This window comes from Streptomyces sp. NPDC050439 (assembly GCF_040655335.1).
In the GTDB taxonomy this organism is placed as follows: domain Bacteria; phylum Actinomycetota; class Actinomycetes; order Streptomycetales; family Streptomycetaceae; genus Streptomyces.
Map to the genome: position 1 here is coordinate 578,630 of NZ_JBFAJT010000003.1, position 25,457 is coordinate 604,086.

At 70.7% G+C, this 25,457-nt stretch carries 20 protein-coding genes and 1 pseudogene; 13 read left to right on the forward strand and 8 right to left on the reverse strand.

Translation table 11 applies throughout. From position 1 onward, the window contains the following. Nucleotides 1-12: 12 nt before the first annotated feature. Both AB0I66_RS15635 and AB0I66_RS15640 read left to right on the forward strand, forming a co-directional pair. Nucleotides 13-1,047: a LacI family DNA-binding transcriptional regulator gene (locus AB0I66_RS15635; protein ID WP_363208369.1), complete on the forward strand. Its 1,035-nt coding sequence runs from the start codon at nucleotides 13-15 to the stop codon at nucleotides 1,045-1,047. 75 nt (nucleotides 1,048-1,122) lie between these two features. Then, entirely contained in the window at nucleotides 1,123-2,016 is an 894-nt protein-coding gene (locus tag AB0I66_RS15640; RefSeq protein ID WP_363208370.1) for a phosphatase PAP2 family protein, read from the forward strand. A gap of 26 nt (nucleotides 2,017-2,042) precedes the next feature. On the opposite strand, the gene AB0I66_RS15645 is transcribed toward AB0I66_RS15640, so the two are convergent. Continuing rightward, a complete protein-coding gene (locus AB0I66_RS15645) occupies nucleotides 2,043-5,054 on the reverse strand; it encodes a bifunctional [glutamine synthetase] adenylyltransferase/[glutamine synthetase]-adenylyl-L-tyrosine phosphorylase (protein ID WP_363208371.1) in 3,012 nt (1,003 codons plus the stop codon). A 118-nt stretch (nucleotides 5,055-5,172) separates the two neighbouring features. Between AB0I66_RS15645 and AB0I66_RS15650 the strand changes: the two are divergent. Both AB0I66_RS15650 and AB0I66_RS15655 read left to right on the forward strand, forming a co-directional pair. Next, a pseudogene (locus AB0I66_RS15650) lies at nucleotides 5,173-5,684 on the forward strand (pyridoxamine 5'-phosphate oxidase family protein). Between the two features lie 64 nt (nucleotides 5,685-5,748). After that, the gene (locus tag AB0I66_RS15655) at nucleotides 5,749-6,183 is read left to right on the forward strand and encodes a VOC family protein (RefSeq protein ID WP_363208372.1); all 435 of its coding nucleotides are present in this window, start codon (nucleotides 5,749-5,751) and stop codon (nucleotides 6,181-6,183) included. 98 nt (nucleotides 6,184-6,281) lie between these two features. Here AB0I66_RS15655 and AB0I66_RS15660 read toward each other — a convergent pair whose 3' ends face one another. Continuing rightward, the gene (locus AB0I66_RS15660; protein WP_160504710.1) at nucleotides 6,282-7,643 is read right to left on the reverse strand and encodes a glutamine synthetase family protein; all 1,362 of its coding nucleotides are present in this window, start codon (nucleotides 7,641-7,643) and stop codon (nucleotides 6,282-6,284) included. Between the two features lie 317 nt (nucleotides 7,644-7,960). Between AB0I66_RS15660 and AB0I66_RS15665 the strand changes: the two genes are divergently transcribed. Further along, nucleotides 7,961-8,626, forward strand: coding sequence for a DUF3105 domain-containing protein (locus AB0I66_RS15665; RefSeq protein WP_363208373.1), 666 nt, complete (start codon nucleotides 7,961-7,963; stop codon nucleotides 8,624-8,626). Next, the gene (locus AB0I66_RS15670) at nucleotides 8,623-9,246 is read left to right on the forward strand and encodes a DUF305 domain-containing protein (RefSeq protein WP_363208374.1); all 624 of its coding nucleotides are present in this window, start codon (nucleotides 8,623-8,625) and stop codon (nucleotides 9,244-9,246) included. The genes AB0I66_RS15665 and AB0I66_RS15670 overlap by 4 nt, the downstream gene beginning before the upstream one ends. Before the next feature lie 190 nt (nucleotides 9,247-9,436). Here the strand turns inward: AB0I66_RS15670 and AB0I66_RS15675 are convergent, their stop codons facing one another. Then, entirely contained in the window at nucleotides 9,437-10,408 is a 972-nt protein-coding gene (locus tag AB0I66_RS15675; protein ID WP_363208688.1) for a hydroxyacid dehydrogenase, read from the reverse strand. A 347-nt stretch (nucleotides 10,409-10,755) separates the two neighbouring features. Between AB0I66_RS15675 and AB0I66_RS15680 the strand changes: the two genes are divergently transcribed. The 4 genes from AB0I66_RS15680 (at nucleotide 10,756) to AB0I66_RS15695 (ending at nucleotide 15,436) form a co-directional block, all read left to right on the forward strand. Beyond that, nucleotides 10,756-11,610 carry an ABC transporter permease subunit gene (locus AB0I66_RS15680; RefSeq protein WP_363208375.1) on the forward strand — a complete coding sequence of 285 codons (855 nt, stop codon included), beginning with the start codon at nucleotides 10,756-10,758 and terminating at the stop codon, nucleotides 11,608-11,610. A 77-nt stretch (nucleotides 11,611-11,687) separates the two neighbouring features. Next, nucleotides 11,688-12,551 carry a carbohydrate ABC transporter permease gene (locus AB0I66_RS15685; protein WP_363208689.1) on the forward strand — a complete coding sequence of 288 codons (864 nt, stop codon included), beginning with the start codon at nucleotides 11,688-11,690 and terminating at the stop codon, nucleotides 12,549-12,551. Nucleotides 12,552-12,609: 58 nt separating this feature from the next. Next, the gene (locus AB0I66_RS15690; protein WP_363208376.1) at nucleotides 12,610-14,247 is read left to right on the forward strand and encodes an extracellular solute-binding protein; all 1,638 of its coding nucleotides are present in this window, start codon (nucleotides 12,610-12,612) and stop codon (nucleotides 14,245-14,247) included. A 133-nt stretch (nucleotides 14,248-14,380) separates the two neighbouring features. Beyond that, nucleotides 14,381-15,436 (forward strand): LacI family DNA-binding transcriptional regulator, encoded by a 1,056-nt coding sequence (locus AB0I66_RS15695; RefSeq protein WP_363208377.1) that lies wholly within the window; start codon nucleotides 14,381-14,383, stop codon nucleotides 15,434-15,436. An 817-nt stretch (nucleotides 15,437-16,253) separates the two neighbouring features. Here AB0I66_RS15695 and AB0I66_RS15700 read toward each other — a convergent pair. Both AB0I66_RS15700 and AB0I66_RS15705 read right to left on the reverse strand, forming a co-directional pair. Next, on the reverse strand, nucleotides 16,254-17,057 hold the full coding sequence (locus AB0I66_RS15700) for an alpha/beta hydrolase (RefSeq protein WP_363208378.1): 804 nt from the start codon (nucleotides 17,055-17,057) through the stop codon (nucleotides 16,254-16,256). Then, nucleotides 17,054-17,746 (reverse strand): DUF998 domain-containing protein, encoded by a 693-nt coding sequence (locus AB0I66_RS15705; protein WP_363208690.1) that lies wholly within the window; start codon nucleotides 17,744-17,746, stop codon nucleotides 17,054-17,056. Before AB0I66_RS15705 ends, AB0I66_RS15700 begins: the two co-directional genes overlap by 4 nt. 461 nt (nucleotides 17,747-18,207) lie before the next feature. Here AB0I66_RS15705 and AB0I66_RS15710 point away from each other — a divergent pair, with 461 nt between their 5' ends. The 3 genes from AB0I66_RS15710 to AB0I66_RS15720 all read left to right on the forward strand — a co-directional run bounded on the left by AB0I66_RS15710 (nucleotide 18,208) and on the right by AB0I66_RS15720 (nucleotide 22,220). Continuing rightward, nucleotides 18,208-18,465 (forward strand): hypothetical protein, encoded by a 258-nt coding sequence (locus AB0I66_RS15710; RefSeq protein ID WP_363208379.1) that lies wholly within the window; start codon nucleotides 18,208-18,210, stop codon nucleotides 18,463-18,465. 138 nt (nucleotides 18,466-18,603) lie between these two features. Continuing rightward, complete coding sequence (locus AB0I66_RS15715) at nucleotides 18,604-20,349, forward strand: multicopper oxidase family protein (protein ID WP_363208380.1); 1,746 nt, start codon at nucleotides 18,604-18,606, stop codon at nucleotides 20,347-20,349. Between the two features lie 113 nt (nucleotides 20,350-20,462). Beyond that, nucleotides 20,463-22,220, forward strand: coding sequence for an NAD+ synthase (locus tag AB0I66_RS15720; RefSeq protein ID WP_363208381.1), 1,758 nt, complete (start codon nucleotides 20,463-20,465; stop codon nucleotides 22,218-22,220). Between the two features lie 76 nt (nucleotides 22,221-22,296). On the opposite strand, the gene AB0I66_RS15725 is transcribed toward AB0I66_RS15720, so the two are convergent. The 3 genes from AB0I66_RS15725 to AB0I66_RS15735 all read right to left on the reverse strand — a co-directional run bounded on the left by AB0I66_RS15725 (nucleotide 22,297) and on the right by AB0I66_RS15735 (nucleotide 25,440). Then, nucleotides 22,297-23,538: an MFS transporter gene (locus AB0I66_RS15725; protein WP_363208382.1), complete on the reverse strand. Its 1,242-nt coding sequence runs from the start codon at nucleotides 23,536-23,538 to the stop codon at nucleotides 22,297-22,299. 106 nt (nucleotides 23,539-23,644) lie between these two features. Then, entirely contained in the window at nucleotides 23,645-24,667 is a 1,023-nt protein-coding gene (locus tag AB0I66_RS15730; RefSeq protein ID WP_363208383.1) for an endonuclease/exonuclease/phosphatase family protein, read from the reverse strand. Nucleotides 24,668-24,840: 173 nt separating this feature from the next. Beyond that, the gene (locus tag AB0I66_RS15735; protein WP_363208384.1) at nucleotides 24,841-25,440 is read right to left on the reverse strand and encodes a TetR/AcrR family transcriptional regulator; all 600 of its coding nucleotides are present in this window, start codon (nucleotides 25,438-25,440) and stop codon (nucleotides 24,841-24,843) included. Between the last annotated feature and the right edge of the window lie 17 nt (nucleotides 25,441-25,457).

Below are 25,457 nucleotides of genomic sequence, written 5' to 3' on the forward strand. Positions count from 1 at the left end.
CAGTCCAATCCTGTGACCGCGCGACTGGCCGACATCGCAGCGCAGGCGGGGGTCAGCGAGGCGACGGTCAGCCGGGTGCTCAACGGCAAGCCCGGCGTCGCCGGGGCCACCCGTCAGTCAGTGCTTGCCGCACTCGACGTCCTTGGCTACGAACGTCCGGTGCGGCTTCGCCGGCGCAGCGCGGGTCTGATCGGGCTGATCACGCCGGAGCTGGAGAACCCGATATTCCCCGCGCTCGCCCAGGTCATCGGGCAGGCCCTGACCCGGCAGGGCTTCACGCCGGTCCTCGCCACCCAGACGCCGGGCGGTTCCACGGAGGACGAGCTGACGGAGATGCTCGTGGACCGCGGCGTCTCCGGAATCATCTTCGTCTCGGGCCTGCACGCGGACACCTCCGCCGACATGCAGCGCTATGAGCAGCTCCGAGCGCAGGGCGTGCCGTTCGTGCTCGTGGACGGCTTCTCCCCCAAGGTGCAGGCTCCCTTCATCTCGCCGGACGACCGGGCGGCGATGCGCCTCGCGGTCACCCACCTCGTCTCTTTGGGTCATACACGCATCGGACTGGCCCTCGGCCCCAAGCGGTTCGTTCCGGTACAGCGGAAGATCGAGGGCTTCGTACGCACGGTGCAGGACCAGCTGGCACTGACCCCCGAGGAGATCGAGACGGAGCTGGTCCAGCACTCGCTGTACACGCTGGAGGGCGGGCAGGCCGCGGCGTCCGCCCTGCTCGACCGCGGCTGTACGGCCGTGGTGTGCGCGAGCGACATGATGGCCCTGGGGGCGATACGGACGGCACGGCAGCGCGGCTTCGAGGTCCCGGACGACATATCGGTGGTGGGGTTCGACGACTCCCCGCTGATCGCGTTCACCGATCCGCCCCTGACCACGGTGCGCAAGCCCGTTCCGTCGATGGGGCAGGCGGCGGTCCGTACACTCCTGGAGGAGATCGGCGGCACTCCCGCCCCGCACAGCGAATTCGTCTTCATGCCGGAGCTGGTCGTTCGAGGTTCAACCGCCTCGGCCCCTCGGGGACGCACTCGTCCGTAGGGCGTAGAGAATGCGGCCTGAACCAGACCTTGGGATGATCGGTCGGAGGGTCGGTATCTGGCAGACTCTGTGCCTATGGGTGAGATGACTGTGACGACACTGGAAGGCCAGCAGCGGCCCACCACATCACCCGTCGCGGGCGAGCAGGAGGACCGCAATGGGCGGACTTTCCTGCGCCGTCTTCGCACTCCCCGGCGCCCTCGTCTCTGGTTCGAGATCCTGCTGATCGCGGTGAGTTACTGGACGTACTCCCTGGTCCGTAACGCGGTGCCGGAACAGAAGTCACAGGCCCTGCGCAACGCCGACTGGATCTGGCGCGTGGAGCAGCACCTCGGGATCGCCGTGGAGCAGAGCGTCAACCACGCGGTGGACTCGGTGACATGGCTCATCGTCGGCATGAACTACTACTACGCGACGCTGCACTTCGTGGTGACTCTCGGTGTCCTGGTCTGGCTGTTCCGCAGCCATCCGGGACGCTACGCGGCCACGCGCACGGTGCTCTTCGCGACCACGGCAGTGGCCCTGCTCGGTTACTACCTGTATCCCCTGGCTCCCCCGCGCCTGATGAACGGCCAGGATTTCATCGACACGGTGCTCGTCCACCAGACCTGGGGCTCGATGGCCTCCGGCGACCTCAAGCACATGTCGAACCAGTACGCGGCGATGCCGTCGATGCACATCGGCTGGTCCCTGTGGTGCGGCCTGACGATCTTCGCCCTGGCCTCGGCACCGTGGGCGAAGATCCTCGGCCTGCTCTACCCCACGGCGACCCTGATCGTGATCGTGGCCACCGCCAACCACTTCTGGCTGGACGCGGTGGGCGGCATGATCTGCCTGGCGTTCGGCATCGCGGTGGCCTGGGCGTGGTACGGGGCGCTGCCGCACAGGCTGCCGCGTGAGGTGGCGCCGCGGGACGACGACGGGTCGCCGCTCCTGCCGGCCAGGCTCAGGGCCCGTTTCAGGTCCTGAGCGGGCTCCCTCTCCCTGCGCCCCGGCTACGCCCCGTAGAACCTCTCCTCCATCACGGCCCGTGCCCTGCGGGTGGTCCTTCGGTAGTCGTCGAGCATGTCTCCCACATGGCCGGGGTCGTAGCCCAGGTACCGGCCGACCGCCGCCAGCTCCCGCCCGTCCGAGGGGAACGTGTCCCCGGCCCGGCCGCGCACCAGCATCACCGCGTTGCGCACCCGGGCGGCCAGGACCCACGCCTCGTCCAGGATCGCGGCCTCCTCGGTCGGGATCAGCTCGGCAGCGCAGGCGGCGGCGAGGGCCTCGCGAGTGCGGGTCGTGCGCAGGCCCGGTTCGACCCAGCCGTGGGTCAGCTGCATGAGCTGGACGGTCCACTCGACGTCGGAGAGGCCGCCGCGGCCCAGCTTGGTGTGCAGGGTGGGGTCGGCGCCGCGCGGCATGCGCTCCGCCTCCATGCGGGCCTTCAGCCGGCGGATCTCGCGTACGGCGTCGTCACCGAGGCCCTCCGCGGGATAGCGCAGCGGGTCGATGAGCTCGATGAAGGCGCGGCCGAGATCGGCGTCGCCCGCGACCGGCTCGGCCCGCAGCAGCGCCTGTGACTCCCAGACCAGTGACCAGCGGCGGTAGTAGGCCTCGTACGAGGCGAGGGTCCGCACCAGGGGGCCGCTCTTGCCCTCCGGGCGCAGATCCGCGTCGATCAGCAACGGCGGGTCGGAGCTGGGGAGTTGGAGCAGCCTGCGCATCTCGGAGACCACCTGCGAGGCCGCCTTCGCCGCCTCGTGGTCGCTGACGCCCTCGCGCGGCTCGTGGACGAACAGGACGTCGGCGTCCGAGCCGTAGCTCAGTTCGTGGCCGCCGAAGCGGCCCATGCCGATCACGGCGAACCGCACCGGCAGCGTGTCGCCCCAGCCCTCGCGGACCACCGCGCGCAGGGTCCCGGCGATCGTGGCCGCCGTGAGGTCGGAGACCCCGTCGCCCACCCGGTCGAGCAGGGCCCCGGGGTCGGCCGCCACGGGGCTCTCCTCCGTGCCGTACGAGCCGATGATGTCCGCCGCCGTCGTGCGGAACAGTTCGCGGCGCCGGACGCCGCGCGCCGCCGTCACGGCCTGTTCGGCGCCGTCCGCGCGGCCCACCGCGGCCAGGACCTCCTGCTCCAGGTGGGCGTGGTCGCGCGGTTCGAGGCCACGCTGGTCGCCGAGCAGGGCCACCGCTTCGGGGGCGCGCATCAGCAGGTCGGGGGCCAGGCGGCCCGCGGACAGGACGCGGGCCAGATTCTCCGCCGCCGCTCCTTCGTCGCGCAGGAGCCGCAGGTACCAGGGGGTCTTGCCGAGCGCGTCCGACACCTTGCGGAAGTTCAGGAGGCCCGCGTCGGGGTCCGCCGAGTCCGCGAACCAGCCGAGGAGGACGGGGAGCAGGGTGCGCTGGATGGCCGCCTTGCGGGTGACGCCCGATGCCAGGGCCTCCAGGTGGCGCAGGGCCGCGGCGGGGTCGTGGTAGCCGAGGGCGACGAGGCGTTCGCGTGCGGCTTCCGTGCTCAGCCTGGTCTCCACCGGGGCGAGTTGGGCCACGGCATCCAGGAGCGGGCGGTAGAAGAGCTTCTCGTGCAGGCGGCGCACGACGGAAGTGTGCCGCTTCCAGGCGCGGTTCAGCTCGGTGATCGGCTCAGTGCGCATGCCCAGGGAGCGGCCGATGCGCCGCAGGTCCGCGTCGTCCTCCGGGATCAGGTGGGTGCGCCGCATCTTGAACAGCTGGATGCGGTGCTCCAGGGAGCGCAGGAAGCGGTAGGCGTCGTCGAGCTGGACCGCGTCCACCCGCCCCACGTAGCCGCCGGCCGCGAGGGCCTCCAGGGCCACCAGGGTCGAGCCGCTGCGGATCGAGGTGTCACCGCGGCCGTGCACCAACTGCAGGAGCTGTACGGCGAATTCGACGTCCCGCAGCCCGCCGGGACCCAGCTTCAGCTCACGGTCGACCTCACCCGCCGGGATGTTCTCCACGACCCGGCGGCGCATCTTCTGCACGTCGGGCACGAAGTTGTCGCGCTCGGCCGCGTGCCAGACCAGGGGCGCGAGGGTTTCCACGTACTCCGCGCCCAGAGCCAGGTCACCGGCGACCGGGCGGGCCTTGAGCAGCGCCTGGAACTCCCAGGTCTTGGCCCAGCGCTGGTAGTAGGCGAGGTGGCTGCTGAGGGTGCGCACGAGGGGGCCGTTGCGGCCCTCCGGGCGGAGGTTGGCGTCGACCGGCCAGATCGTGCCCTCGACCGTGGTCTCCGAGCAGATCCGCATCATGTGCGAGGCGAGCCGGGTGGCGGCCTGCAACGCCTTGCCTTCGTCGGCGGCGTCCACGCCGCCTGGGCCCTCTGCGGGCTCGCCGACGAAGATGACGTCGACGTCCGACACGTAATTCAGCTCGTGTCCACCGCACTTGCCCATCGCGATGACCGCGAGCCTGCACAGCGCGGCGTCCTCGGGCGCCGCCTGTTCGGCCATGGCGAGCGCGGCGCGCAGGGTCGCCGTCGCCAGGTCCGCGAGCTCGGCGGCCGCCTCGGGCAGGTCGGTGGTGCCGCAGACGTCACGTGCCGCTATGGCGAGCAGGCAGCGACGGTAGGACACGCGCAGCGACACCGGGTCGGTGGCGTCGGCGAGGCCGCGCTCGAACTCCTCGACGCCGGGGTGCAGGTCGGCCAGTTCGTAGGTGACCAGGGCCTGCCAGTCGCTGGGGTGACGGGCCAGGTGGTCGGCGAGGGCCTCGGAGGCGCCGAGCACGCCGAGCAGCCGGTCACGCAGCGGCTTGGCGCTGACCAGGGTGTCGAGCAGCTCCTGGCGGCTGGTGTCGTCGGGCTGGCCCTCGACCAGCCGTACGAGGCCCAGGAGCGCCAGGTCGGGGTCCGCGGCGGCGCCGAGCGCGTCCAGGAGCACCGGGTCGGTCCGCACCGCCGACAGCTCGGGGGCGCCGAGCAGCCGCTCGGCCGCGGACGGATCGGTGAAGCCATGCCGCAGCAGCCGCGTGAACGTACTGCTTCTGCGCCCTTGCGGCACCGTCATCCCCGCGCCTCCGTTCGATCATCCTGGCCCGAGCCTACGGCCTGACCGATGAGTTCTGCCCGCGTGCGGAGTCCGTACTTGGACGGAAGCATTGGTGGCAGCGCCAGGGAGGCGGACCATGCCGAGCAAGGAACCCCGTACAGAGCTGGATTCCCGGTACAGCAGTGCCGGGGCCGCGGCGACCCCGTGGTCCGACGCCGTGCGGCAGCTCAGGGCGGCCGAGCTCTTCTGGATCTCGACCGTACGCCCTGACGGGCGCCCGCACGTCACCCCGCTGCCCGCGGTCTGGCTGGACGGCGCGCTGCACTTCTGCACGGGCCCCGAGGAGCGCAAGGCGCGGAACCTCGCGGCCAATCCCGAGACCGTCCTGACCACGGGCGTCACCTCTGGGACAAGGGCCATGACCTGGTCGTCGAGGGGACCGCGGTCCGCATCACCGACGAGGAGAGGCTGCGGCGCCTCGCGGCGGCCTGGGAGGACAAGTACGGCAGCTTCTGGCACTACGAGGTGCGGGACGGCTGCTTCCACCACGGGCCCGGCCACGCGTACGTCTTCGAGGTGGCTCCCCGTACCGCTTTCGGCTTCGGCAAGGGCGAACCGTTCAGCCAGACGCGCTGGAGCTTCGGCTGACGGTTCCGGAGCGGACGCGGCCGTTCACGCTGACAGGACCCCGGAGCCTTGATGTACTCGGACCATGGAATACACACTCGAGGTGATCCCGCTCCCCGTCAGTGACGTCGACCGGGCCAAGGAGTTCTACCGCGACAAGCTCGGCTTCCACGTGGACATCGACCAGGAGGTCATGCCGGGCATGCGGATCGTCCAGCTGACCCCGCCGGGTTCCGGCTGTTCCATCGCCCTCGCCGACACCCTCTGGGACACGATGGACGGCCCCACCCCGGCCCCCGGCTCCTACCAGGGCCTCCAGCTGTGCGTCGCCGACGCGAAGGCGGCGCACGCCGAGCTGACCGCACGCGGCCTGGACATCGCGGAGCCGGTCGCCCACGCGCCGCAGGACGGCGGCACGTTCATGTACTTCAAGGACCCGGACGGCAACGGCTGGGCGATCCAGGAGTACCGCGTCCGGGCGGAGACGCCCCTGCGGGCGGCGATCGTGAGCGCCCCTTAAGGGGCGCGGGGAACGGCGCGAGCAACCACAAAAGAGCCGCAGACGCATCTGCCGGGCGACCTGGCAGATGCGTCTGCGGCTCTTCTTCGGGCGAAGCCCTACAGCACCGGCAGGTTCTTGCGGAGCTCGAAGGCGGTGACCTCCGAGCGGTACTCCTCCCACTCCTGCTTCTTGTTGCGCAGGAAGAAGTCGTACACGTGCTCGCCCAGCGTCTCCGCAACCAGTTCCGAGCGTTCCATCAGGGCGATCGCCTCGCCCAGGTTCTGCGGGAGCGGCTCGATGCCCATCGCACGGCGTTCCGCGTCGCTCAGGGCCCAGACGTCGTCGTCCGCGCCGGGCGGGAGCTCGTAACCCTCCTCGATGCCCTTGAGGCCGGCGGCGAGCAGCACCGCGTACGTCAGGTACGGGTTCGCGCCCGAGTCGATCGAGCGGACCTCCACCCGCGCGGAGCCGGTCTTGCCGGGCTTGTACATCGGGACGCGGATGAGCGCGCTGCGGTTGTTGTGGCCCCAGCAGATGTACGAGGGGGCCTCGCCGCCCGCGCCCGCCGTGCGCTCCGAGCCGCCCCAGATGCGCTTGTAGGAGTTCACCCACTGGTTGGTGACCGCCGAGATCTCCGCGGCGTGCTTCAGGAGACCCGCGATGAAGGAACGGCCGACCTTGGAGAGCTGGTACTCGGAGCCGGACTCGTAGAAGGCGTTGCGGTCACCCTCGAAGAGGGAGAGGTGCGTGTGCATGCCCGAGCCCGGGTGCTCGGAGAAGGGCTTGGGCATGAAGGTCGCATTGACCCCCTGCTCCAGCGCGACCTGCTTCATGACCAGGCGGAACGTCATGATGTTGTCGGCCGTGGAGAGCGCGTCCGCGTAACGGAGGTCGATCTCCTGCTGGCCGGGGGCGCCCTCGTGGTGGCTGAACTCGACCGAGATGCCCATGGATTCGAGCATCGTGATCGCCTGGCGGCGGAAGTCCATGCCGACGTTCTGCGGGGTGTGGTCGAAGTAGCCGGAGTTGTCGGCGGGGGTGGGCCGCGAGCCGTCCAGCGGCTTGTCCTTCAGGAGGAAGAACTCGATCTCGGGGTGGGTGTAGAAGGTGAACCCGAGGTCGGAGGTCTTCGCCAGGGCGCGCTTGAGGACGTAGCGCGGGTCCGCGAAGGACGGGGAGCCGTCCGGCATGAGGATGTCGCAGAACATACGGGCGGTGCCGGGGGCCTCCGCGCGCCAGGGCAGGACCTGGAACGTCGACGGATCCGGCTTGGCGATCATGTCCGACTCGTACACCCGGGCGAATCCCTCGATCGCCGAGCCGTCGAAGCCGATGCCTTCGTCGAAGGCCTGCTCCAGCTCGGCGGGAGCCACCGCGACCGATTTCAGGAAGCCGAGGACATCCGTGAACCACAGGCGTACGAACCGGATGTCGCGCTCCTCCAGTGTCCGGAGCACGAATTCCTGCTGCTTGTCCATCTTCCGCTTCCACCCATCCTTGCTGGTCAGGCCACCTGCGTCCGCGCTGTGCTCGCGCTGTTCTCGCGCTGTGCTCTCGTCCGGGGACACCGCGGGGCACATGAGCATCCCACCACACCGTTTCGAGCGCGTTGCGGGCCATGTGCCGCCCTGTGCCCATAGTGCCTGCTGATCGGCGCGCCCGTAACAGCGGGCGGCTCGGATTGCCCCTACAGCCCGCCGGGCTCGCCCATTACGATCAGCGAACCGCTCCACCCTGTTCCGCAACGCGCGTCCCGCCCTTTCCGTCGCATCGCCGCATCGCCGAAGGACACATCATGGGTTCCGCCAAGAACACGAGCAGCTCGTCCCGCAAGACCCGGATAGAGGAGATGCGCCGGGCAGAGCGCGCACGCGACCGCCGGGGCCGCGTCATCACGATCACCCTGAGCGCGGTGGTGGTCGCCGCGCTCGCCGTGGGCGGTGTCATCCTCTTCCAGAAGGCCGATGACTCCGACTCGGCGGCCTCCGACGGGAAGTCCGCGCCGACGTTCAAGACGACCGCGGACGGCGAGAAGGTCTGGGACGCGAAGAAGCTGGGCCGCACGCACGTCACCAAGGACGTCAGCTACGCGATGACCCCGCCGGTGGGCGGCGATCACGACCAGGTGTGGATGAACTGCAACGGCGACGTCTACAAGGACGAGCTCCCGGAGCGGCACGCCGTGCACTCCCTGGAGCACGGCGCGGTGTGGGTGACGTACAACGACAAGGCGAAGGCCGCGGACCTGAAGAAGCTCGAGGCGAAGGTCAAGCAGACGCCGTACACGCTGATGAGCCCGGTCAAGGACCAGAAGGACCCGATCGTGCTGACGGCGTGGGGCCACCAGCGCACGGTGACCGGCGCGTCCGACCCGAAGGTCGCCTCCTTCCTCTCCACGTACGTCCAGGGCAAGCAGACCCCTGAGCCGGGCGCCGCGTGCACGGGCGGCAAGGGCCAGTGAGGCGGCGCACCTGCTGGGCGGTGGGGGCGGTCGCCGCGGTGGCCGTGGCCGGCGGCGGCATCACGGTCGCCGTCGCGTCGTCGGACGGCTCGTCCGCCGCGTCATCGCCCTCGACGGACTCGGCCGACGCGGGCTTCGCCCGAGACATGGCCACGCATCACCAGCAGGCGGTGGAGATGTCGTACATCGTGCGCGACGGCACGAAGGACGAGGAGATCCGCCGTCTCGCGTACGACATCGCCCAGACCCAGGCGAACCAGCGGGGCATGCTGCTCGGCTGGCTCGACCTGTGGGAGCTGCCGAAGGTGCCCGACAAGGCGCCGATGGAGTGGATGGGGATGGGGGACATGCCGCCCGGCGAGGACGGCGCCCTGATGCCCGGGATGGCGACGAACACGGAGCTGAAGAAGCTCGGCGAGCTGAACGGGCGGGCCGCCGAGGTGCGCTATCTGCAGCTGATGATCAAGCATCACAAGGGCGGGGTCCACATGGCCGACGGGTGTGTGGACCGGTGCGAGGTGGGGGCTGAGGTGCGGCTCGCGCGGGGGATGGTGGAGTCGCAGGAGTCGGAGATCGAGCTGATGACGGACTTGCTGAGCGCGCGGGGCGAGAAGCCGTAGTTTTCCCCAAACCCGCCCCTTCCCGGGTATGACCTTTGCGGCTCCGCCGCGCAGGGGGGGGCTCCGCCCCCAGACCCCCGCTCCTCAATCGCCGGAGGGGCTGAAAAATCCAGCCCGTCCGGCGTTTGAGGACGAGCTCGGCGGAGCCGGTGATGGGCGGCGGGCAAGCCCTCGCCCACCAGAACCCTTCCTACGCCAATCGCCCCAGCTCCTCCCGCACAAGTCTCCCCCTCAACGGCGCCCCCGCCAGAAACCGTTCCACCTCCCCCACCGCGAACTCCCCCAGCCGCCGCACCTCACTCCCCTGCGCCCCCGCGACATGCGGGGTGACCAGGACGTTCGGCAGGGTCAGCAGAGGATGCCCCGCCGGCAGCGGCTCCGGGTCCGTCACGTCCAGGAAGGCGTCCAGGCGCCCCGCCCCGCACTCCCTGGCCAGCGCCTCCGTGTCGATCAGTGCGCCGCGTGCCGTGTTGATGAGCGTGCCCCCGTCGGGGATCAGCTTCAGCATCTCCTCGCTCACCATGCCCCGTGTCTCGGGCAGTTGGGGCGCGTGGACGCTGACGATCGAGCTGCGCCGGCACAGCTCCGAGAGGTCGACCAGCTCCACGCCGAGGCCGGCCGCCTCCTCCCGGGTGACGTAGGGATCGCTGAGCAGCACGCGCCACCCCGCGTCGGACGCGCGCAGCGCCGCGATGACCCCGCGGCCGATGCGGGAGGCGCCGATGATGCCGATGGTCCGCGCGTCGGCGCCGGTCCGCTCGGTGAAGGGCGGCCACCCGGCGGCGTACCCCGCCGCGGTCGGCAGCGCGCCCTTCGCCGCGAAGGTGATCGCGGCGAGCGTGTAGGCCACGACGGGCCCCGCGTTCGCGTCGGCCGCCGACGAGACCACCACGCCCCGGTCCCACAGCGCGTCCGTCACCACGGGTTTCACCGATCCGGCGGCGTGCACGAGGGCGCGGAGCCGGGGGGCGTGGGCGAGGACCTCGGCCGTGACGGGCGGGCAGTTCCAGCCGGTGACCAGGATCTCCGCCTCGGCGAGCACCGCGCGCGCCTCGGCCCCGGCGAGTGATCCGGTGAGCAGGCCGGGGACCAACTCCACGCTGCGCGCCAGCCGTTCACGGATGTCGGGGGCGAAGACCCGCTCCGCGACGTCCGCGCTCATCGCGAGCGCCGCGTTCGGTCGGCCCTGCAACTCTGCCTGGTCTGCCACGCGTGACCATCCCTCGTAGTAACCGGTTACCCAACATCGCCTGGAGGCTAGGCCGAAGCTGGGACAGCGGTCAAGAGATCGCGGGGCCAAGGGGGTTGACCAGGTTTAGTAACCGCTTTAGATTCCGGTCACCTTGTTCCGACGACGGAGGGGCTGCCGTGTCAGCGGTGACGAAGGACCGGACGGAAACCGAGGCGGTGAAGCCGCCCGGCAAGCGCATCAATAGGCCAAATGGCAACAAACCAGAGCGTGATGAGCGATGGAAACGGTTTCGCTCCTCGCGAGTCCTGCTGCTGCTCATGGTCCCGGGGGTCGCGTACTTCCTGGTGTTCCACTACGGCGCGTTCATCGGGAACGCCGTCGCCTTCAAGGAGTACGTCCCCTTCGACGGGCTCTGGGCCAGCCCTTGGGTCGGCCTCGAGAACTTCGACCGGATGTTCGGCGACCCGGACTTCTGGCACGCGACCTGGAACACGCTCTTCCTCGCGGTGCTCCAGCTGGTCTTCTTCTTCCCGGTCCCGCTCGGCCTCGCCCTGCTCCTGCACAGCCTGACCTCGGACCTGACACGGCGCTTCGTGCAGTCCGTGGTCTACCTCCCGCACTTCCTGTCGTGGGTCATCGTCGTCGCCCTGTTCCAGCAGGTGCTCGCCGACACCGGCCTGCTCAACTCCGTGCTCGGACAGGCGGGTCTGCACTCCGTCGACATCATCGGCAACCCGGACGCGTACCCGGCGCTGGTCGTCGCGCAGGTCGTCTGGAAGGACGCCGGCTGGGGCACGATCATCTTCCTCGCCGCGCTGATGCAGGTGGACGAGCAGCAGTACGAGGCCGCCGCCATCGACGGGGCGGGCCCCTGGCGCCGCTTCTGGCACGTGACGCTGCCGTCGATCCGGCCGGTCGTCATCCTGCTGCTGATCATGCGGCTCGGCGACATCCTCTCCGTCGGCTTCGAACAGATGCTGCTGCAACGGCAGTCGGTGGGCCCCGAGGCCGGTGAGGTCCTCGACACCTTCGTCTTCTGGCAGGGCATCGTCGGCGGCGACACCGGATACGCCGCGGCGGCGGGCCTGTTCAAGGGCGTGGTCGGCGCGATTCTCGTCTTCGCGGCCAACAAGGTCGCCCATCGCCTCGGCGAGCAGGGGGTCTACAAGTGAGCACGAAATCGACGGCGATACGTGCCGTTCGCGCACCGCGTCCCGTACGCCCCGCACGCCCCGTACGCCCCTCCTGGATGGAGAAGCCGAAGCCGGTCACCCAGGTGGCCAAGGCGCTGGCGATCGTCACCATCCTGGTCATGGTCTTCGTGCCGTTCCTCGTGATCGTCTCGACGTCGTTCGCCTCGAACCGCGAGGTCATCGCCAACGGCGGCTGGGTCCTGTGGCCCACGCACCCCACCCTGCGCGCCTACGAGCAGGTCTTCGAGGGCGGCATCGTCACCAAGGCGCTCGGCGTCAGCGCCGGCATCACGGTCATCGGCACCCTCGCCTCCCTCGCGTGCACCACGTTCCTCGCGTACGCGCTGAGCCGCCCCAAGGTGTACGGCGGCAAGCCGGTCCTCCTGATCATTCTCTTCACGTTCCTCTTCCCGCCCGGCATGATCCCCGCGTTCCTGCTGGTCAAGGGCATGGGGATGCTGGAGAGCTACAGCGCCCTGATCGTCCCGGTCCTCATCAACGTCTTCAACCTGGTCGTCCTGCGCGGCTTCTTCCAGGGCGTGCCCGAGGAGCTGTACGAGGCGGCGCGGCTCGACGGCGCGAACGACTGGCAGATCCTCTGGCGGGTCGTGCTGCCGCTCTCCAAGGCGGCCCTCGCGGTGGTCGGCCTCTTCTACGCGGTGAGCTACTGGAACGCCTGGTTCCACGCCTCGATCTACCTGGAGTCCGACCACTGGCCGCTCCAGCAGGTCCTTCGTACGTACGTCATGGGCGGCTCGCAGATCGCGGACACCGGCCTGAGCGACGCCGCGAACGTGTCGGCGCCGCAGACGATGCAGATGGCCGTCCTGGTGATCGCCACCGTGCCGATCCTGATCGTCTACCCCTTCCTGCAGAAGTACTTCACCAAGGGCGTGCTCACGGGCGCCATCAAGAGCTGAGCCAACTTCCCCGTACCTTCGAAAGGTCGTCACTGTGTCCGGTTCCTCAAGTTCTTCGATGTCGCGCCGTACGCTGCTGCGCTCCATAGCCGTCGGCGGGGCCGCGGTCGCGGCTCCCTCCCTGCTCACCGCCTGCTCCACCGGCTCGGGCGGCGGCGGTTCGGTCAGCAACGCCAACAAGAAGGCGGCGCCCTGGCCGACGTACACGCCCGCCAAGGGCCCGACGCCCGACCTCGCGCCCACGGCCGAGGGCGTGCAGCCCGGCTTCACGAAGTACCCGCAGAAGCTGGTCGCCGCGACGGCCGAGAAGCCGGGCAACGGCAAGCAGAAGATCAAGGTCATGACCATCACCTACGGCACCCCGCCGAAGCCGGTCGGATCGAACAAGTTCTGGCAGGCGATGAACGAGGCCCTCGGCGTGGAGGTCGAGTTCTCGGTCGTGCCGGACGCGGACTTCCGCTCCAAGATGTCCACCCTGATGTCCGGCGACGACCTGCCCGACATGATCAACTTCGGTGGCGGGTACGTCCTGCCGCGCGAGTCGCAGTTCGTGAAGTCGCGCTGCGAGGACCTCTCGGAGCATCTCTCCGGAGACGCGGTCAAGGACTACCCGAACCTCGCCAACATCCCCACGTACGCGTGGGAAGGCATGGGCCGCGTCTCCGGGCGCATCTACGGTCTGCCGGTCGAGCGCGCCAAGGTGCAGGGCGCGATGTTCATCAACCGCGAGGCGTTCGACAAGGCGGGCTACGAGCCGGGCATGGCGGCGACCGACTTCCAGGCGATGGCGCGCGAGGCGTCGCGGAACAAGAAGTCCGCGCTCGGCGCCTCGTCGGTCGGCTTCTTCGGCTACCTCTACCACGCGATGTGGCACGGGGCGCCGAACCAGTGGCAGATCAAGAACGGCAAGGTCACCGACATGTACGGGACCGACGAGTTCAGGGCCGCGCTCGAGTACATGTCGAAGATGCGCAAGGCGGGCTCGTACAACTCCGACGCCACCTCGATCTCGCAGGTCGACCTGAAGACGCAGTTCTACAACGGCACGGTCCGCTCCATGACGGACGGCTGGGGCGCGGCCATCTCCAACGCGCAGGGCATCAAGGGCGAGTTCACGCTGGATGCCGCTGTGCCGTACGTGGTGGACGGCGTGACGCCCGTCTACCAGCAGAACCGCGGCTGTTTCGGCTACACCGTCATCAAGAAGGCCTCCAAGGACCGCGTGAAGCTGATGCTGCGGGTGCTCGACTGGCTGGCGTCGCCGTTCGGCTCCAAGGAGTACGAGCTGATGCACTCCGGAGTCGAGGGCACGCACTTCGAGTACGACAAGAAGGGCGACCCGATCCCCACGTCGCTCGGCCTGGTGGAGAACCGCACGAATCTCCCCTTCGCCTACCTCATGGACGCGCCGCAGCCGCTGTACTTCCCCGGCTTCGCCGACCTGACCAAGCGGCTGCACACGTGGGAGAAGGCGGTCGTGCCGAACCTCGTCCGCGACGACCACTGGGGCCTGATGTCGGACACGTACAACCGGCAGGGCGCTTCCATGCAGCAGGTCATCGAGGACGGCGTGACGGCGATCGTCTCGGGCCGCAAGAAGCTGTCCGACTGGGACGCCGTCTACAAGAAGTGGCAGACCCAGGGCGGCGAGAAGGCACGCGCGGAGTTCGCGAAGGAGTACGAAGCCGCGCACTGATCCGGCGCGGGAGCGGGATGATGGTCCGGGGCGGGGACGGGATGATGGTCCGGGGCGGGCTGTTGTGGGACAGCGCGGGTATCGCGGGCAACGCCGTTCCGGACGCTGCTACTTGAGGACTTGAGGAGACACAGTGGGTGAGCGGGTCACCATCCGTGACGTGGCGGCGCGGGCGGGCGTCTCGGTCGCGACGGTCTCGCGGGTTCTCGCGGGCAACTACCCGACGTCGACGGCGTCACGGGGGAAGGTGCTGCGGGCCGTCAAGGACCTCGACTACGTCGCCAACGCGCACGCGCGCGCGTTGGCGGGCGCGGGCCGCAAGACGATCGCGGTGCTGATGTTCGACGTGGTGAGCTCCTTCTACGCGCATGTGGCGCAGGGCGTGGAGATGGAGGCGGCCCAACGGGGCCGCCTCACCCTCATCTCGTCGACGAACAGCGATCCGTCCCGTGAGCTGGCCCTGGTGCAGATGATGCGCGAGCAGGCCGCGGAGGCGGTGGTGCTCGTGGGCGGGGTCATCGAGGACGACGAGTACCGCGAGCGGATGGCGCGGTACGCGGAGGCCCTCGCCGCGGCGGGCTCCCGCCTCGTCCTGTGCGGGCGTCCGGCGCCGGCGCCGGATGTCCCCGCGCTGGTCGTCGAGTACGACAACGAGGCGGGCGCGTACGCCATCACGAGCCACCTGCTGGGAGCCGGGCACCGCAAGATCGCCCTGATCGGCTACCAACCCGGCCACACCACGGGCGAGGACCGCGTCGCGGGCTACCTGCGTGCGCTGGCCGACCACGGGGTGCCGCGCGAGGAGGCGATCCTGCACGGCATCGGCTTCGGTCAGAATCACGGGTACGAAGCGATCAAGGACCTCCTCAAGAAGGCGGACGGACGGCCGGACTTCACGGCGGTGTTCGCGGGCGACGACAGGGTGGCGGCGGCCACGGTGATCGCCCTGCGGGAGCATGGGCTGCGGGTGCCGGAGGACGTCTCGGTGGTCGGCTACAACGATGATCCGGTGGCGGCGGACATCACTCCCGGCCTGACGACCGTGCACATCCCCGCGGAGGAAATGGGCCGCACGGCGGTCCGCCTGGCCCTGTCGGGCTCCCCCCGAACAGGCCAGGAACGCCACCTTCTGGGCACGCATATCGTGATCCGGGAGAGTGTGCGGGGGGTTCGGGGGGTGGGGTTGTAGGGGGGTGCTGTGTTCCTGCCGGGCGCAGCGGCGGTATGCCCTGAACCGCCGCTGCGCGGCGCCGCACTGCCCGAAGTGCGCGTCAGATCCCCGCTCCGCGGCAAGATTTTCCCACCCACCCACCCGATCACCCGGCATTAAGGCACCGCGAGGCACGCGGGTGGGTAGGCAGCAAAACCGCCGCCACGCTGCCACGAACTAGGACCAGGGACGACGCGACGAACCCCCGAGGGGGACATCCGCTGCAGGGTGCTCGGCTCGGTAGGTGGGAAAAAATCGCCACGCAGCGACGAACACACCGCGGCAACCGCCCGCTGCCGGGCAATAGGGCGGGTGGGGAGGTCCCGCCGCGCAGCGGCGAACCGGGACTACGGACGGCTCGCGCCCGAAGGGCAACCCGCCCCGGACGGGGGGACCGGTCGCTGCCGGGTGATCGGGCGGGTGGGCGGGGAAACCCCGCCGCGCAGCGGCGAAAACCGGGACCACGGACGGCGCGCGCCCGAGAGGCGACCCACCCCCGACGGGGGAACCGGTCGCTGCCGGGCAATCGGGCAGGTGGGCGGGGAAACCCCGCCGCGCAGCGGCGAAAACCGGGACCACGGACGGCGCGCGCCCGAAAGGCGACCCACCCCAGACGGGGAACCGGTCGCTGCCGGGCAATCGGGCAGGTGGGCGGGGAAACCCCGCCGCGCAGCGGCGAAGCAGGGCCACGAGCGACGCGCGCCCGAGAGGCAACCCGCCCCCGGACGGGGGATCCGGCCACTGCCGGGTGGGCTGGTGGGGAAGTCTCGCCGCGTAGCGGTGGGTCGGGGGCGGGTCAAGGTCCAGGGGCCAGTACCGCCTCCGCCACCACCCCCGGAGCATCCCGCATCACCAAGTGCCCCGAAGGCTCCGCCACCCGGAACACCGCGCCGAGCGACGCGGCAAGCCCCCGCTGCCGGGAGAGCCAACCCACCCCGCCCCCACCCCCGTACGCCGCGAGAACCGTCACCGGAAGCCCGCCCCGCAGGGGGAAAGCTCGCCGCAGCGAGGCGAGTTCAAGCGCCGCGTCACCGTACGTCGCGTACTCCAGCAACGCCCCCCGCCACACCCGGCTCACCCCGTAGACGCGCCGCACCGGCCCATCACCCCCCACCGCCACCCTCCGCAGCGCGGGCCCCACCGCCCACGGCAACCCCGCCCCACCGAGTACCGCCCCGCCCGCCCGGGCCGCCCCCACCCGCACCCCACGCGGAACCCGCACCCGAGGCCGTTCCTCGACGCTGGAGTCGACCAGGACCAGGCCCGCCGTACGCTCCGGGAAGAGGCGCGCGAACGCCTCGCAGTGGAATCCCGCCAGGGAGTGTCCGACCACGGTGGCCGGACCGGCGAGGCCCACCGCGTGCAGGACCCCCGCGATCCGCTCGGCCTCTCCCACAAGCGTGGGCGCCACGCGCGCGTGCCCGCTCAGCCCCGCCCCGGGCCGGTCGAAGCGGACGACGGTCCGCCACGGGACGAGGCGCTCCACCACCGCGTCCCAGTCGAACCACGCGAGCCCGAGCCCCGCGCTCAGCACACACACCGGCCCGCTCCCCGCCACCTCCACGTGATGCGGCACTCCCCCGACCCGTACGAAACTCACCCGCGCCGCACCACCGCACGCGCGAGGAACCCCAGCCAGACCGCGATCAGCAACACCTGGAGCCGCTGCCCCGCCCCCAGCGCCCACGTGCCGTACCCCGCGTCGAAGGCGGCGATGGCGGCCAAGGTCCAGACGGTGGCGGCGAGTTCGAGGCCAACGAGGGCGAGGCCGAGGGGGCCCGCGAGGGAGGGCAGGAGCCCGTGCCTGCGAGCCGCGAACGTCAGCGCGACCATCCCCACCAGCGCCCCCGTCACCGCGACACTGCTGCTCACCACATGCGCCGAGTGCGCCACGGGCACGAGCCCCGCCCGCTCCCTGGCCACGCAGACCACGTCGGCGGTCGGCGCGCAGCTCAGCGGCAGCCGCGAGTCGACGGCGGTGGCCGCCCCGAACAGGACGAGCCCGGCCCACCCCACGACCCCGCTCCCCCGCCGCGGCAGCCACAGCAGCGCACCCACCGCACCCGCGAGGACCAGCAGCCCCGCGGTCAGGTCGGTCGTGCGGAACAGCGTGCCGTACGGCTGGTCCTGGGCCCCGAGTTCACTGACGTACGAACTCAGCGGCGACAGCCCCGTACGGAGGAAGGATTCGAGGAGCCAGGTGCTGTAGGCGACCGCGCCGAGCACCAGGAGGGCCGAGACGATGCGGGCGCGAGCGTGGATGCGAGCGCGGGCGCGGCAGGACTCCATCGGCGTGGCCGGCACGGCGGGGCGGCGGACGGCGCTAGTCGGCGACGACACGCGCGTACCCGCCGTCCCGGAACACCAGCACGCGCCCCAATTTGTCCGTAATCGTCATAGGGTCATGATCAGCGGCATGCAGGGGGTCCGCATGTTGTCCCATACCCGGCGGGGGTAAGGTTCCGCCCATGGCGGCCACGAGGAGACCAGGGAACGGCAGGCAACTCCTGCTGCTCGCCGCCCTGCTCTTCGGCATCGTGACGATGCATACGCTGGGCCACCCGACAGGCCACGCGTCGAGCTCGACGACAGCCCACGCGTCGACCCCTGCGCCGGGCCACTCTCCGAGCCACACGAGCCACACGAGCTCCACGACCCTCACGAGCCCCGCGACGAGCCACTCTCAGACCCACCCGAGCCGGCCAAGTCACCATCCGAGCGGGCCCCAACAAGCTGCCGCGCAGCACGAAATGAGCGCGAGCGACGCGGCACCGCCGGGCATCGCCGAAGTCACCGCCCCCGCCGGGATGGACGGGATGGACCCGCTGTCCGTCTGCCTCGCCGTCCTTGCCGCACTCACCCTCGTACTGCTGCTCAAGGCGGGCCTGCTGCGGCCCGGCGGCTTCGCCGTCCCCGCACGTCCGCTCGCCCGGCTGCGCGACGGACTGCGGCCCAATCCCCCGCCGCCCCGCATACTCCTCTCCCACCTCTCGGTGCTGCGCATTTAGGCCGACGCACCGGCTGCTTCACCCTGCCCGCGTCCTGACGCGTCCGTGATCGGGAACCTCCGGGCGTCGAGCGGTGTATCAGAAGCAGCAGATGCGCCCATCTGCACGCACCACCATCACGACGAGGTGTACTCAGCCATGCGCAATCAACCCCCGCGCACCCCTTCGCGCCGCACCCCTTCGCGCCGCGCCCCTTCGCGCCGCGCCCTGCTCGGCGCCGCGACGGCCGTCGCCGGTTCGGGACTTCTGACGGCCTGTTCCGAGTCCGGCCCCGGCTCCGGCGCGGACTCCGCGCACGCAGGACACGGCAGCGGGTCCGAGCCCGAGGGCGTAGACCCCGAGGGCTATGTAGACCCCGCGGGCAAGGAAGTCGCCGCCGCGGAGAAGAAGCGGACCGGCGGCGGCACGGTCCACGAGGTGAAGCTGACGGCGACGGCGGCCAAGCTCGACCTCGGCGGCCGCGGCCGCACGGTCAAGACGTGGGCGTACGGCGACCAGCTCCCCGGCAAGGAAGTCCGCGTCACCGCGGGCGACACCCTCGCCCTCACGCTCGCCAACCACCTCCCCGAGGCCACCTCCCTGCACTGGCACGGCCTGGCGCTGCGCAACGACATGGACGGCGTCCCGGGGCTGACCCAGAAAGCCGTGAAGCCCGGCGCGGAGTTCACCTACCGCTTCGCGGTGCCGCACCCGGGGACGTACTGGTTCCACCCCCACTCGGGCACCCAGCAGGACCGCGGTCTGTACGCACCACTGATCGTCGAGGACCCCAAGGAGCCGTTGCGGTACGACAGGGAGTGGGTCGTCGTCCTGGACGACTGGGTCGACGGGGTGGACGGCTCCACACCGGACGCCGTGCTCGCCGAACTCAGCAAGGGCATGGGCGGCCACGACATGGGAGGCGACAGTGAGGAGGGAGGCAGTTCCGGCGGGGGCGGCGCGGACCACGGCGGCCACGACATGTCCGGCATGACGCTGCGCACGGCCGCGAAGCCGAGTCCCTCCGCGACGCCGAGTGGCCCTACGTCGTCTGCCTCTGCGCCGACTCCCCCTTCCCGCATGATGATGGGCGCCAAGAGCGACCTGCTGGGCGGCGACGCGGGCGACGTCGCCTACCCGCACTACTTGATCAACGGCCGTACGCCGGACGCCCCGTCCTCCTTCAAGGCCCGCCCGGGCGACCGCATCCGCCTGCGCATCATCAACGCGGGCGGGGACACGGCCTTCCGGGTGGCGCTCGGCGGCCACGAGATGACCGTGACGCACACGGACGGCTTCCCGGTGGAGCACGCGAAGACGGACGCGCTGCTGCTCGGCATGGGCGAGCGCTATGACGTCCTGGTCACCGCCGGGGACGGCGTCTTCCCGCTGACCGCGGCGGCCGAGGGCAAGAAGGCGGCGGCGCTCGCGGTCCTGCGCACGGGCGGCGGCCGGCCACCTGCTCCCTCGACCCGCCCCAAGGAACTGAAAGGCCGCCTCCTGACGGCGGACAAGCTCCGGGCGGCACGGTCGGTGGCCCTCCCGTCCCGCGAGCCGGACCGCACGATCAGGCTGCGACTCACCGGCGGAATGGCGAAATACGACTGGGCCTTCGACAAGACCCCCTACTCCCCCGACCGCCGCCACCCGGTCCGCGCGGGCGAACGGGTCCGCCTGGTCTTCGCCAACTCGACGACGATGTGGCACCCGATCCATCTGCACGGCCACACGTTCACCCTGGCCAACACGCCGAACGGCCCTCGCAAGGACACCGCGGTCATCTTGCCGAACGGCACCCTGACGGTGGACTTCGATGCCGACAACCCGGGCCTGTGGATGATCCACTGCCACAACGTCTACCACTCGGAGGCAGGAATGATGACCGTCCTCGGCTACCGCGCCTGACCGTCCCAGGCCACCGCGCCTGACCGGCGGCGAGTGTGTGGGGTGCCCCGCGTGCGGCGCCCCACACCCGCCCCGCAAGGCATCGCGTCGCTCTGACGATTACACTGGGCCCCGTGCCTCAACTACGCCTCGCCCTGAATCAGATCGACTCGACCGTCGGCGATCTCGCCGGGAACGTCGAGGCGATCGTCCATTGGACCCGGCACTCCGCCGAGCAGGGAGCGCACCTCGTCGCGTTCCCCGAGATGGCGCTGACCGGCTATCCCGTCGAGGACCTCGCCCTGCGGTCGTCCTTCGTCGACGCCTCCCGGGAGGCGCTGCGCGCGCTCGCGGCGCGGCTGAACGACGAGGGGTACGGCGAGTTGCCGGTCGTCGTCGGCTATCTCGACCGCACCGAGGAGGCCAAGCCGAAGTACGGCCAGCCCGCGGGCGCCCCGCGGGACGCCGCCGCGGTACTGCACCGCGGCGAGGCCATCCTGACGTACTCCAAGCACCACCTGCCGAACTACGGCGTCTTCGACGAGTTCCGCTACTTCGTGCCGGGCGAGACCCTGCCGATCCTGCGCGTGCACGGCGTCGACGTCGCGCTCGCCATCTGCGAGGACCTCTGGCAGGACGGCGGCCGTGTCCCCGCCACGCGTACCGCGGGCGCGGGGCTGCTGCTGTCCATCAACGCGTCGCCGTACGAGCAGAACAAGGACGACGTACGCCTTGAGCTCGTGCGCAAGCGCGCGCAGGAGGCCGGCTGCACCACCGCCTACCTCGCCATGATCGGCGGTCAGGACGACATCGTCTTCGACGGTGACTCGGTCGTCGTGGACCGGGACGGCGAAGTCATCGCGCGGGCGCCGCAGTTCTCCGAGGGCTGCGTGGTCCTCGACCTGGAGCTGCCGGCCGCCGCCGCGCAGCCGCCGTCGGGCATCGTGGACGACGGCCTGCGCATCGAGCACGTCACCGTCTCGCAGGAGCCCCTGCCGGCGTACGAGCCGGAGCTCACGGGTGGGTATGCCGAGAGGCTCGACGACGAGGAAGAGGTGTACTCGGCGCTGGTCGTCGGGCTGCGTGCGTACACCGCGAAGAACGGTTTCAGCAGCGTCCTGATCGGCCTCTCCGGAGGCATCGACTCCGCGATCACGGCCGCGATCGCCTGTGACGCGCTCGGCGCGCAGAACGTGTACGGCGTCGCCATGCCCTCCCGTTACTCGTCGGAGCACTCCATCAGTGACGCGGAGGACCTGGCCCGGCGTACGGGGCTGAACTTCCGCACCGTGCCGATCGCCCCGATGTTCGACGCCTACATGGGGTCGCTGGGTCTCACCGGGCTCGCCGAGGAGAACCTCCAGTCGCGGCTGCGCGGCACGATGCTGATGGCCCTCTCCAACCAGGAGGGCCACATCGTCCTCGCCCCGGGCAACAAGTCCGAGCTGGCGGTGGGGTATTCGACGCTCTACGGCGACTCGGTGGGGGCGTACGGCCCGATCAAGGACGTCTACAAGTCCCTGATCTTCCGGCTCGCCGAGTGGCGCAACCGCGCGGCGCTCGACCGGGGCCAGACGCCGCCGATCCCGGAGAACTCCATCACCAAGCCGCCGAGCGCGGAGCTGCGTCCCGACCAGGTGGACACGGACTCACTGCCGGACTACCCCGTCCTCGACGCGATCCTGGAGATGTACGTCGACCGGGACCTGGGCGCGGACACGATCGTCGCCGCCGGTTATGACCGGGAGCTGGTCGTGAAGACGCTGCGGATGGTGGACACGGCCGAGTACAAGCGGCGGCAGTACCCGCCGGGCACGAAGATCTCCGCGAAGGGCTTCGGCAAGGACCGCCGCCTTCCGATCACCAATCGCTGGCGGGAGAAGTCCGTCTGACGGTGCCGGGCCGGTGGGTGGGCGGTTCAGTCGCCCGCCCACCCGTCACCCAGCCAGGATCGAGGGCCCCTGGCGACTAGCGCCTGGCCGTCTCCCGTCGCGGCTCGCCCGAAGCCACCAGCCGCTCACCGCCCGCCGCGGACACAGACGCGGACACCTGCGCAGACGCGGGCGACCGCAGGTCCACCACGTACGCCACGCCCGCCACGGCGAGGCCGAGGACCGCAAGGCCCGCGCCCACCACGGCCGGTGACGTCACGCCGAAGCCCGCGGCCAGCGCGAGGCCGCCGACCCAGGCGCCTCCCGCGTTGGCGAGGTTGAACGCGGCCTGGTTGGCGGAGGAGGCCAGGGACGGGGCCGCCGACGCCTTCTCCATCACCATCAGCTGCAGGGGCGAGCCCGTCGTGAACGCCGCCATGCCGAGCAGCGTCACCGCGAGCGCGGCGCTCCACGCCGTACCCATCAGGACGGGGAACAGGGCGAGGACCACGACGAGCGCCATGAGGCCGCCGAAGAGTGTGCCCCGTAGGGAGTGGTCGGCGAGCCGGCCGCCCAGCAGGTTGCCCGCCGTCGCACCGACACCGAACAGCGCCAGAAGCAGCGTGACGCTGGATTCGGCGTAGCCCGCGGCGTCGGTGAGCATCGGCGTCACGTAGCTGTAGGCGGAGAACAGCGCCCCGAAGCCCGCCACGGTGGTGCCGAGCGCGAGCCACACCGGAACGCTGCCGAGCGCCCGGATCTCCCCGCGCAGGCCGCCGCTCTCGCCGTGGCCGTGGTCGGCGGGGACGAGGAGGGCGAGCGCGGCGATGGCGGCGAGGCCGATCGCGCTGACCGCGAGGAACGTCGCACGCCAGCCGAGCTGCTGGCCCATCGCCGTGGCGACGGGCACGCCCACGATGTTGGCGACGGTCAGGCCGAGGAACATGAGCGAGACGGAGCGCGCCTTGCGCTCGGGGGCCACCAGGCCGGTGGCGACGACCGCGCCGACGCCGAAGAACGCGCCGTGCGGCAGGCCGCTGAGGAAGCGGGCGGCCATCAGCCAGTGGTAGTCGGGGGCGGCGGCCGAGAGCGCGTTGCCCGCGACGAAGAGCACCATCAGGCCGATGAGGACGCGACGGCGCGGCATGCGCGCGGTGACCGCGGCGAGCAGCGGGGCGCCGATGACGACACCGAGTGCGTACGCGGAGACCAGGTGTCCCGCGGTGGGGATGGATATGTGCAGGTCGTCCGCGACGTTGGGCAGCAGGCCCATCATCACGAACTCGGTCGTGCCGATGCCGAAGGCGCCCACGGCTAGGGCGAGCAGGGCCAGGGGCATGAAGAACCTTCCGGGGGAGCGCATGAGGGGGACGGGTGTTCCGTAAGTTTACGTACGGAACAAAGTCGCTCGGGCTCAGTATTCCGCAAGGTGGCAAGAGGTGAGGCTAGAGGTCCACCCGCGCCGCGATCGGCAGATGATCGCTGCCCGTCTCCGGCAGCGTCCACGACGACAGCGGCTCGACGCCCTTCACCATGATCTGGTCGATCCGCGCCATCGGGAACGACGCGGGCCAGCTGAAGCCGAAGCCGTCGCCCGCCGCGCCCTGCGTGGAGCGCATCTGGGAGGTGACCGCGTTCAGGGCGCGGTCGTTCATCGTGCCGTTCAGGTCGCCGAGCAGCACGACCTTGGAGACCTGCTCATCGGCGATCGCCTCGCCAAGGGCGTCCGCGCTGTCGTCACGCTGGTTGGCGGTGAAGCCCGCGTCCAGCTTGACCCGCACCGACGGCAGGTGGGCGACGTAGACGGCGACCTCGCCCTTGGGGCTGTTGACCGTCGTGCGCATCGCGCGCGTCCAGCCCAGCTTGATGTCGACGGGCCTGGTGCCGGTCAGGGGGTACTTGCTCCACAGGCCGACCGTGCCCTGCACCGAGTGGTACTTGTACGTGCCGGCCAGCGCCTTCTCGTACGTCGGGACGGCGGCCGCCGTGAGCTCCTCCAGGGCCACGACGTCGGCGCCGGAAGCGGCGACGTCACGGGCGGTGCCCGACGGGTCGGCGTTCTCCGCGTTCACGTTGTGGGTGGCGACCGTCAGATCGCCGCCGGCGCCGGACTTGTCGCTGATCAGGCCGCCGAAGGAGCTGACCCAGACGACCGAGGGCAGCAGCACCGCGATCAGCGCCGTGGCGGACTTGCGCACGAAGCCGACGACGAGCAGCACCGGGATCAGCACGCCGAGCCAGGGCAGGAACGTCTCGATGAGGCTGCCGAGGTTGCCCACGCCGTTCGGGATCTGTGCGTGGAAGAGCATCACCAGGGTGAGCAGCACCGCGATCCCGGCCGTGACGAGCCCGCGTCGCCAGATGCCCCGGTCGCCCCGCCAGCCATCGACCAGGCGCCGGAACCGAGACCCCTGGCGGCCGGGTTCCGAGCCGCCGCTGCCTGTCTCCGTCACATACGCCTGCGCCATACGCTCGTCGCCTCACTGGTGCCGTGCAACCGTCCTCGCCCCTGAAACCCTAGGCGATGATCGGGTGTCCTCCCCGCCGTCCGTGACGGCCGTACGGGACGAGGACGAGCGGCGCGGCGCGGCGGGTTCCGCATCTCACCGCACAACGGGCCGCTGTGACGAAACGCGCACATTCACCCCGTGGGCCGCAGTCCCGCGAGCACGGTGTCCACGATCCGCTCGGCGAGGTCCTCCTCCAGCGGTGCGTCGGAGCGCAGGACGGTGCGTACGAGCATGGGGCCGACGAAGAGATCGTTGGCGAGGACGATGTCGACGTCGGCGGGCAGCTCGCCGTTCTCCGCGCCCCGGCGCAGCACCCCGAGCATGACGCGGCGCTGGGGTTCGACGACGGTCGCGTGGTACGCCTCCCACAGCTTCGGCAGGCTCTTCATCTGCGCGAACACGTTGTGCAGCAGCGCGGAGGAGCGCATGTTCACGCCGCGCCTGCGCAAGTGGTCGAGGAGGACGATGATGTCGCCGCGCATCGAGTCGCCCGCCAGCTCGGGCGGCGGGTCGTCGATGCCGCGCAGGATGTCGACGAAGAGTTCCTCCTTGCCGCTCCAGCGTCGGTAGATGGTCGCCTTGCCGACACCCGCCGTGCGCGCGATCCGCTCGATGGAGAGATCGGCCAGGGGCACGCCGTCCTCGATCAGCTTCAGGACGCCCTCGACGATCGACCGCTCCACGGCCTCACTGCGGGGGCGCCCCCGGACGCCTTTGGCGATGTGGCCCACGTCAACTCCGTCTTCTC

Coding starts and splice junctions, on each gene's coding strand:
- AB0I66_RS15645 (WP_363208371.1), bottom strand. CDS start 5,054: ATGACGGTGCCGCAAGGGCGCAGAAGCAGTACGTTCACGCGGCTGCTG.
- AB0I66_RS15705 (WP_363208690.1), bottom strand. CDS start 17,746: ATGGAGTCCTGCCGCGCCCGCGCTCGCATCCACGCTCGCGCCCGCATC.
- AB0I66_RS15665 (WP_363208373.1), top strand. CDS start 7,961: ATGGGTTCCGCCAAGAACACGAGCAGCTCGTCCCGCAAGACCCGGATA.
- AB0I66_RS15725 (WP_363208382.1), bottom strand. CDS start 23,538: ATGCCCCTGGCCCTGCTCGCCCTAGCCGTGGGCGCCTTCGGCATCGGC.
- AB0I66_RS15730 (WP_363208383.1), bottom strand. CDS start 24,667: ATGGCGCAGGCGTATGTGACGGAGACAGGCAGCGGCGGCTCGGAACCC.
- AB0I66_RS15660 (WP_160504710.1), bottom strand. CDS start 7,643: ATGGACAAGCAGCAGGAATTCGTGCTCCGGACACTGGAGGAGCGCGAC.
- AB0I66_RS15715 (WP_363208380.1), top strand. CDS start 18,604: ATGCGCAATCAACCCCCGCGCACCCCTTCGCGCCGCACCCCTTCGCGC.
- AB0I66_RS15690 (WP_363208376.1), top strand. CDS start 12,610: ATGTCGCGCCGTACGCTGCTGCGCTCCATAGCCGTCGGCGGGGCCGCG.
- AB0I66_RS15710 (WP_363208379.1), top strand. CDS start 18,208: ATGAGCGCGAGCGACGCGGCACCGCCGGGCATCGCCGAAGTCACCGCC.
- AB0I66_RS15655 (WP_363208372.1), top strand. CDS start 5,749: ATGGAATACACACTCGAGGTGATCCCGCTCCCCGTCAGTGACGTCGAC.
- AB0I66_RS15675 (WP_363208688.1), bottom strand. CDS start 10,408: ATGAGCGCGGACGTCGCGGAGCGGGTCTTCGCCCCCGACATCCGTGAA.
- AB0I66_RS15680 (WP_363208375.1), top strand. CDS start 10,756: ATGGTCCCGGGGGTCGCGTACTTCCTGGTGTTCCACTACGGCGCGTTC.
- AB0I66_RS15685 (WP_363208689.1), top strand. CDS start 11,688: ATGGAGAAGCCGAAGCCGGTCACCCAGGTGGCCAAGGCGCTGGCGATC.
- AB0I66_RS15640 (WP_363208370.1), top strand. CDS start 1,123: ATGGGTGAGATGACTGTGACGACACTGGAAGGCCAGCAGCGGCCCACC.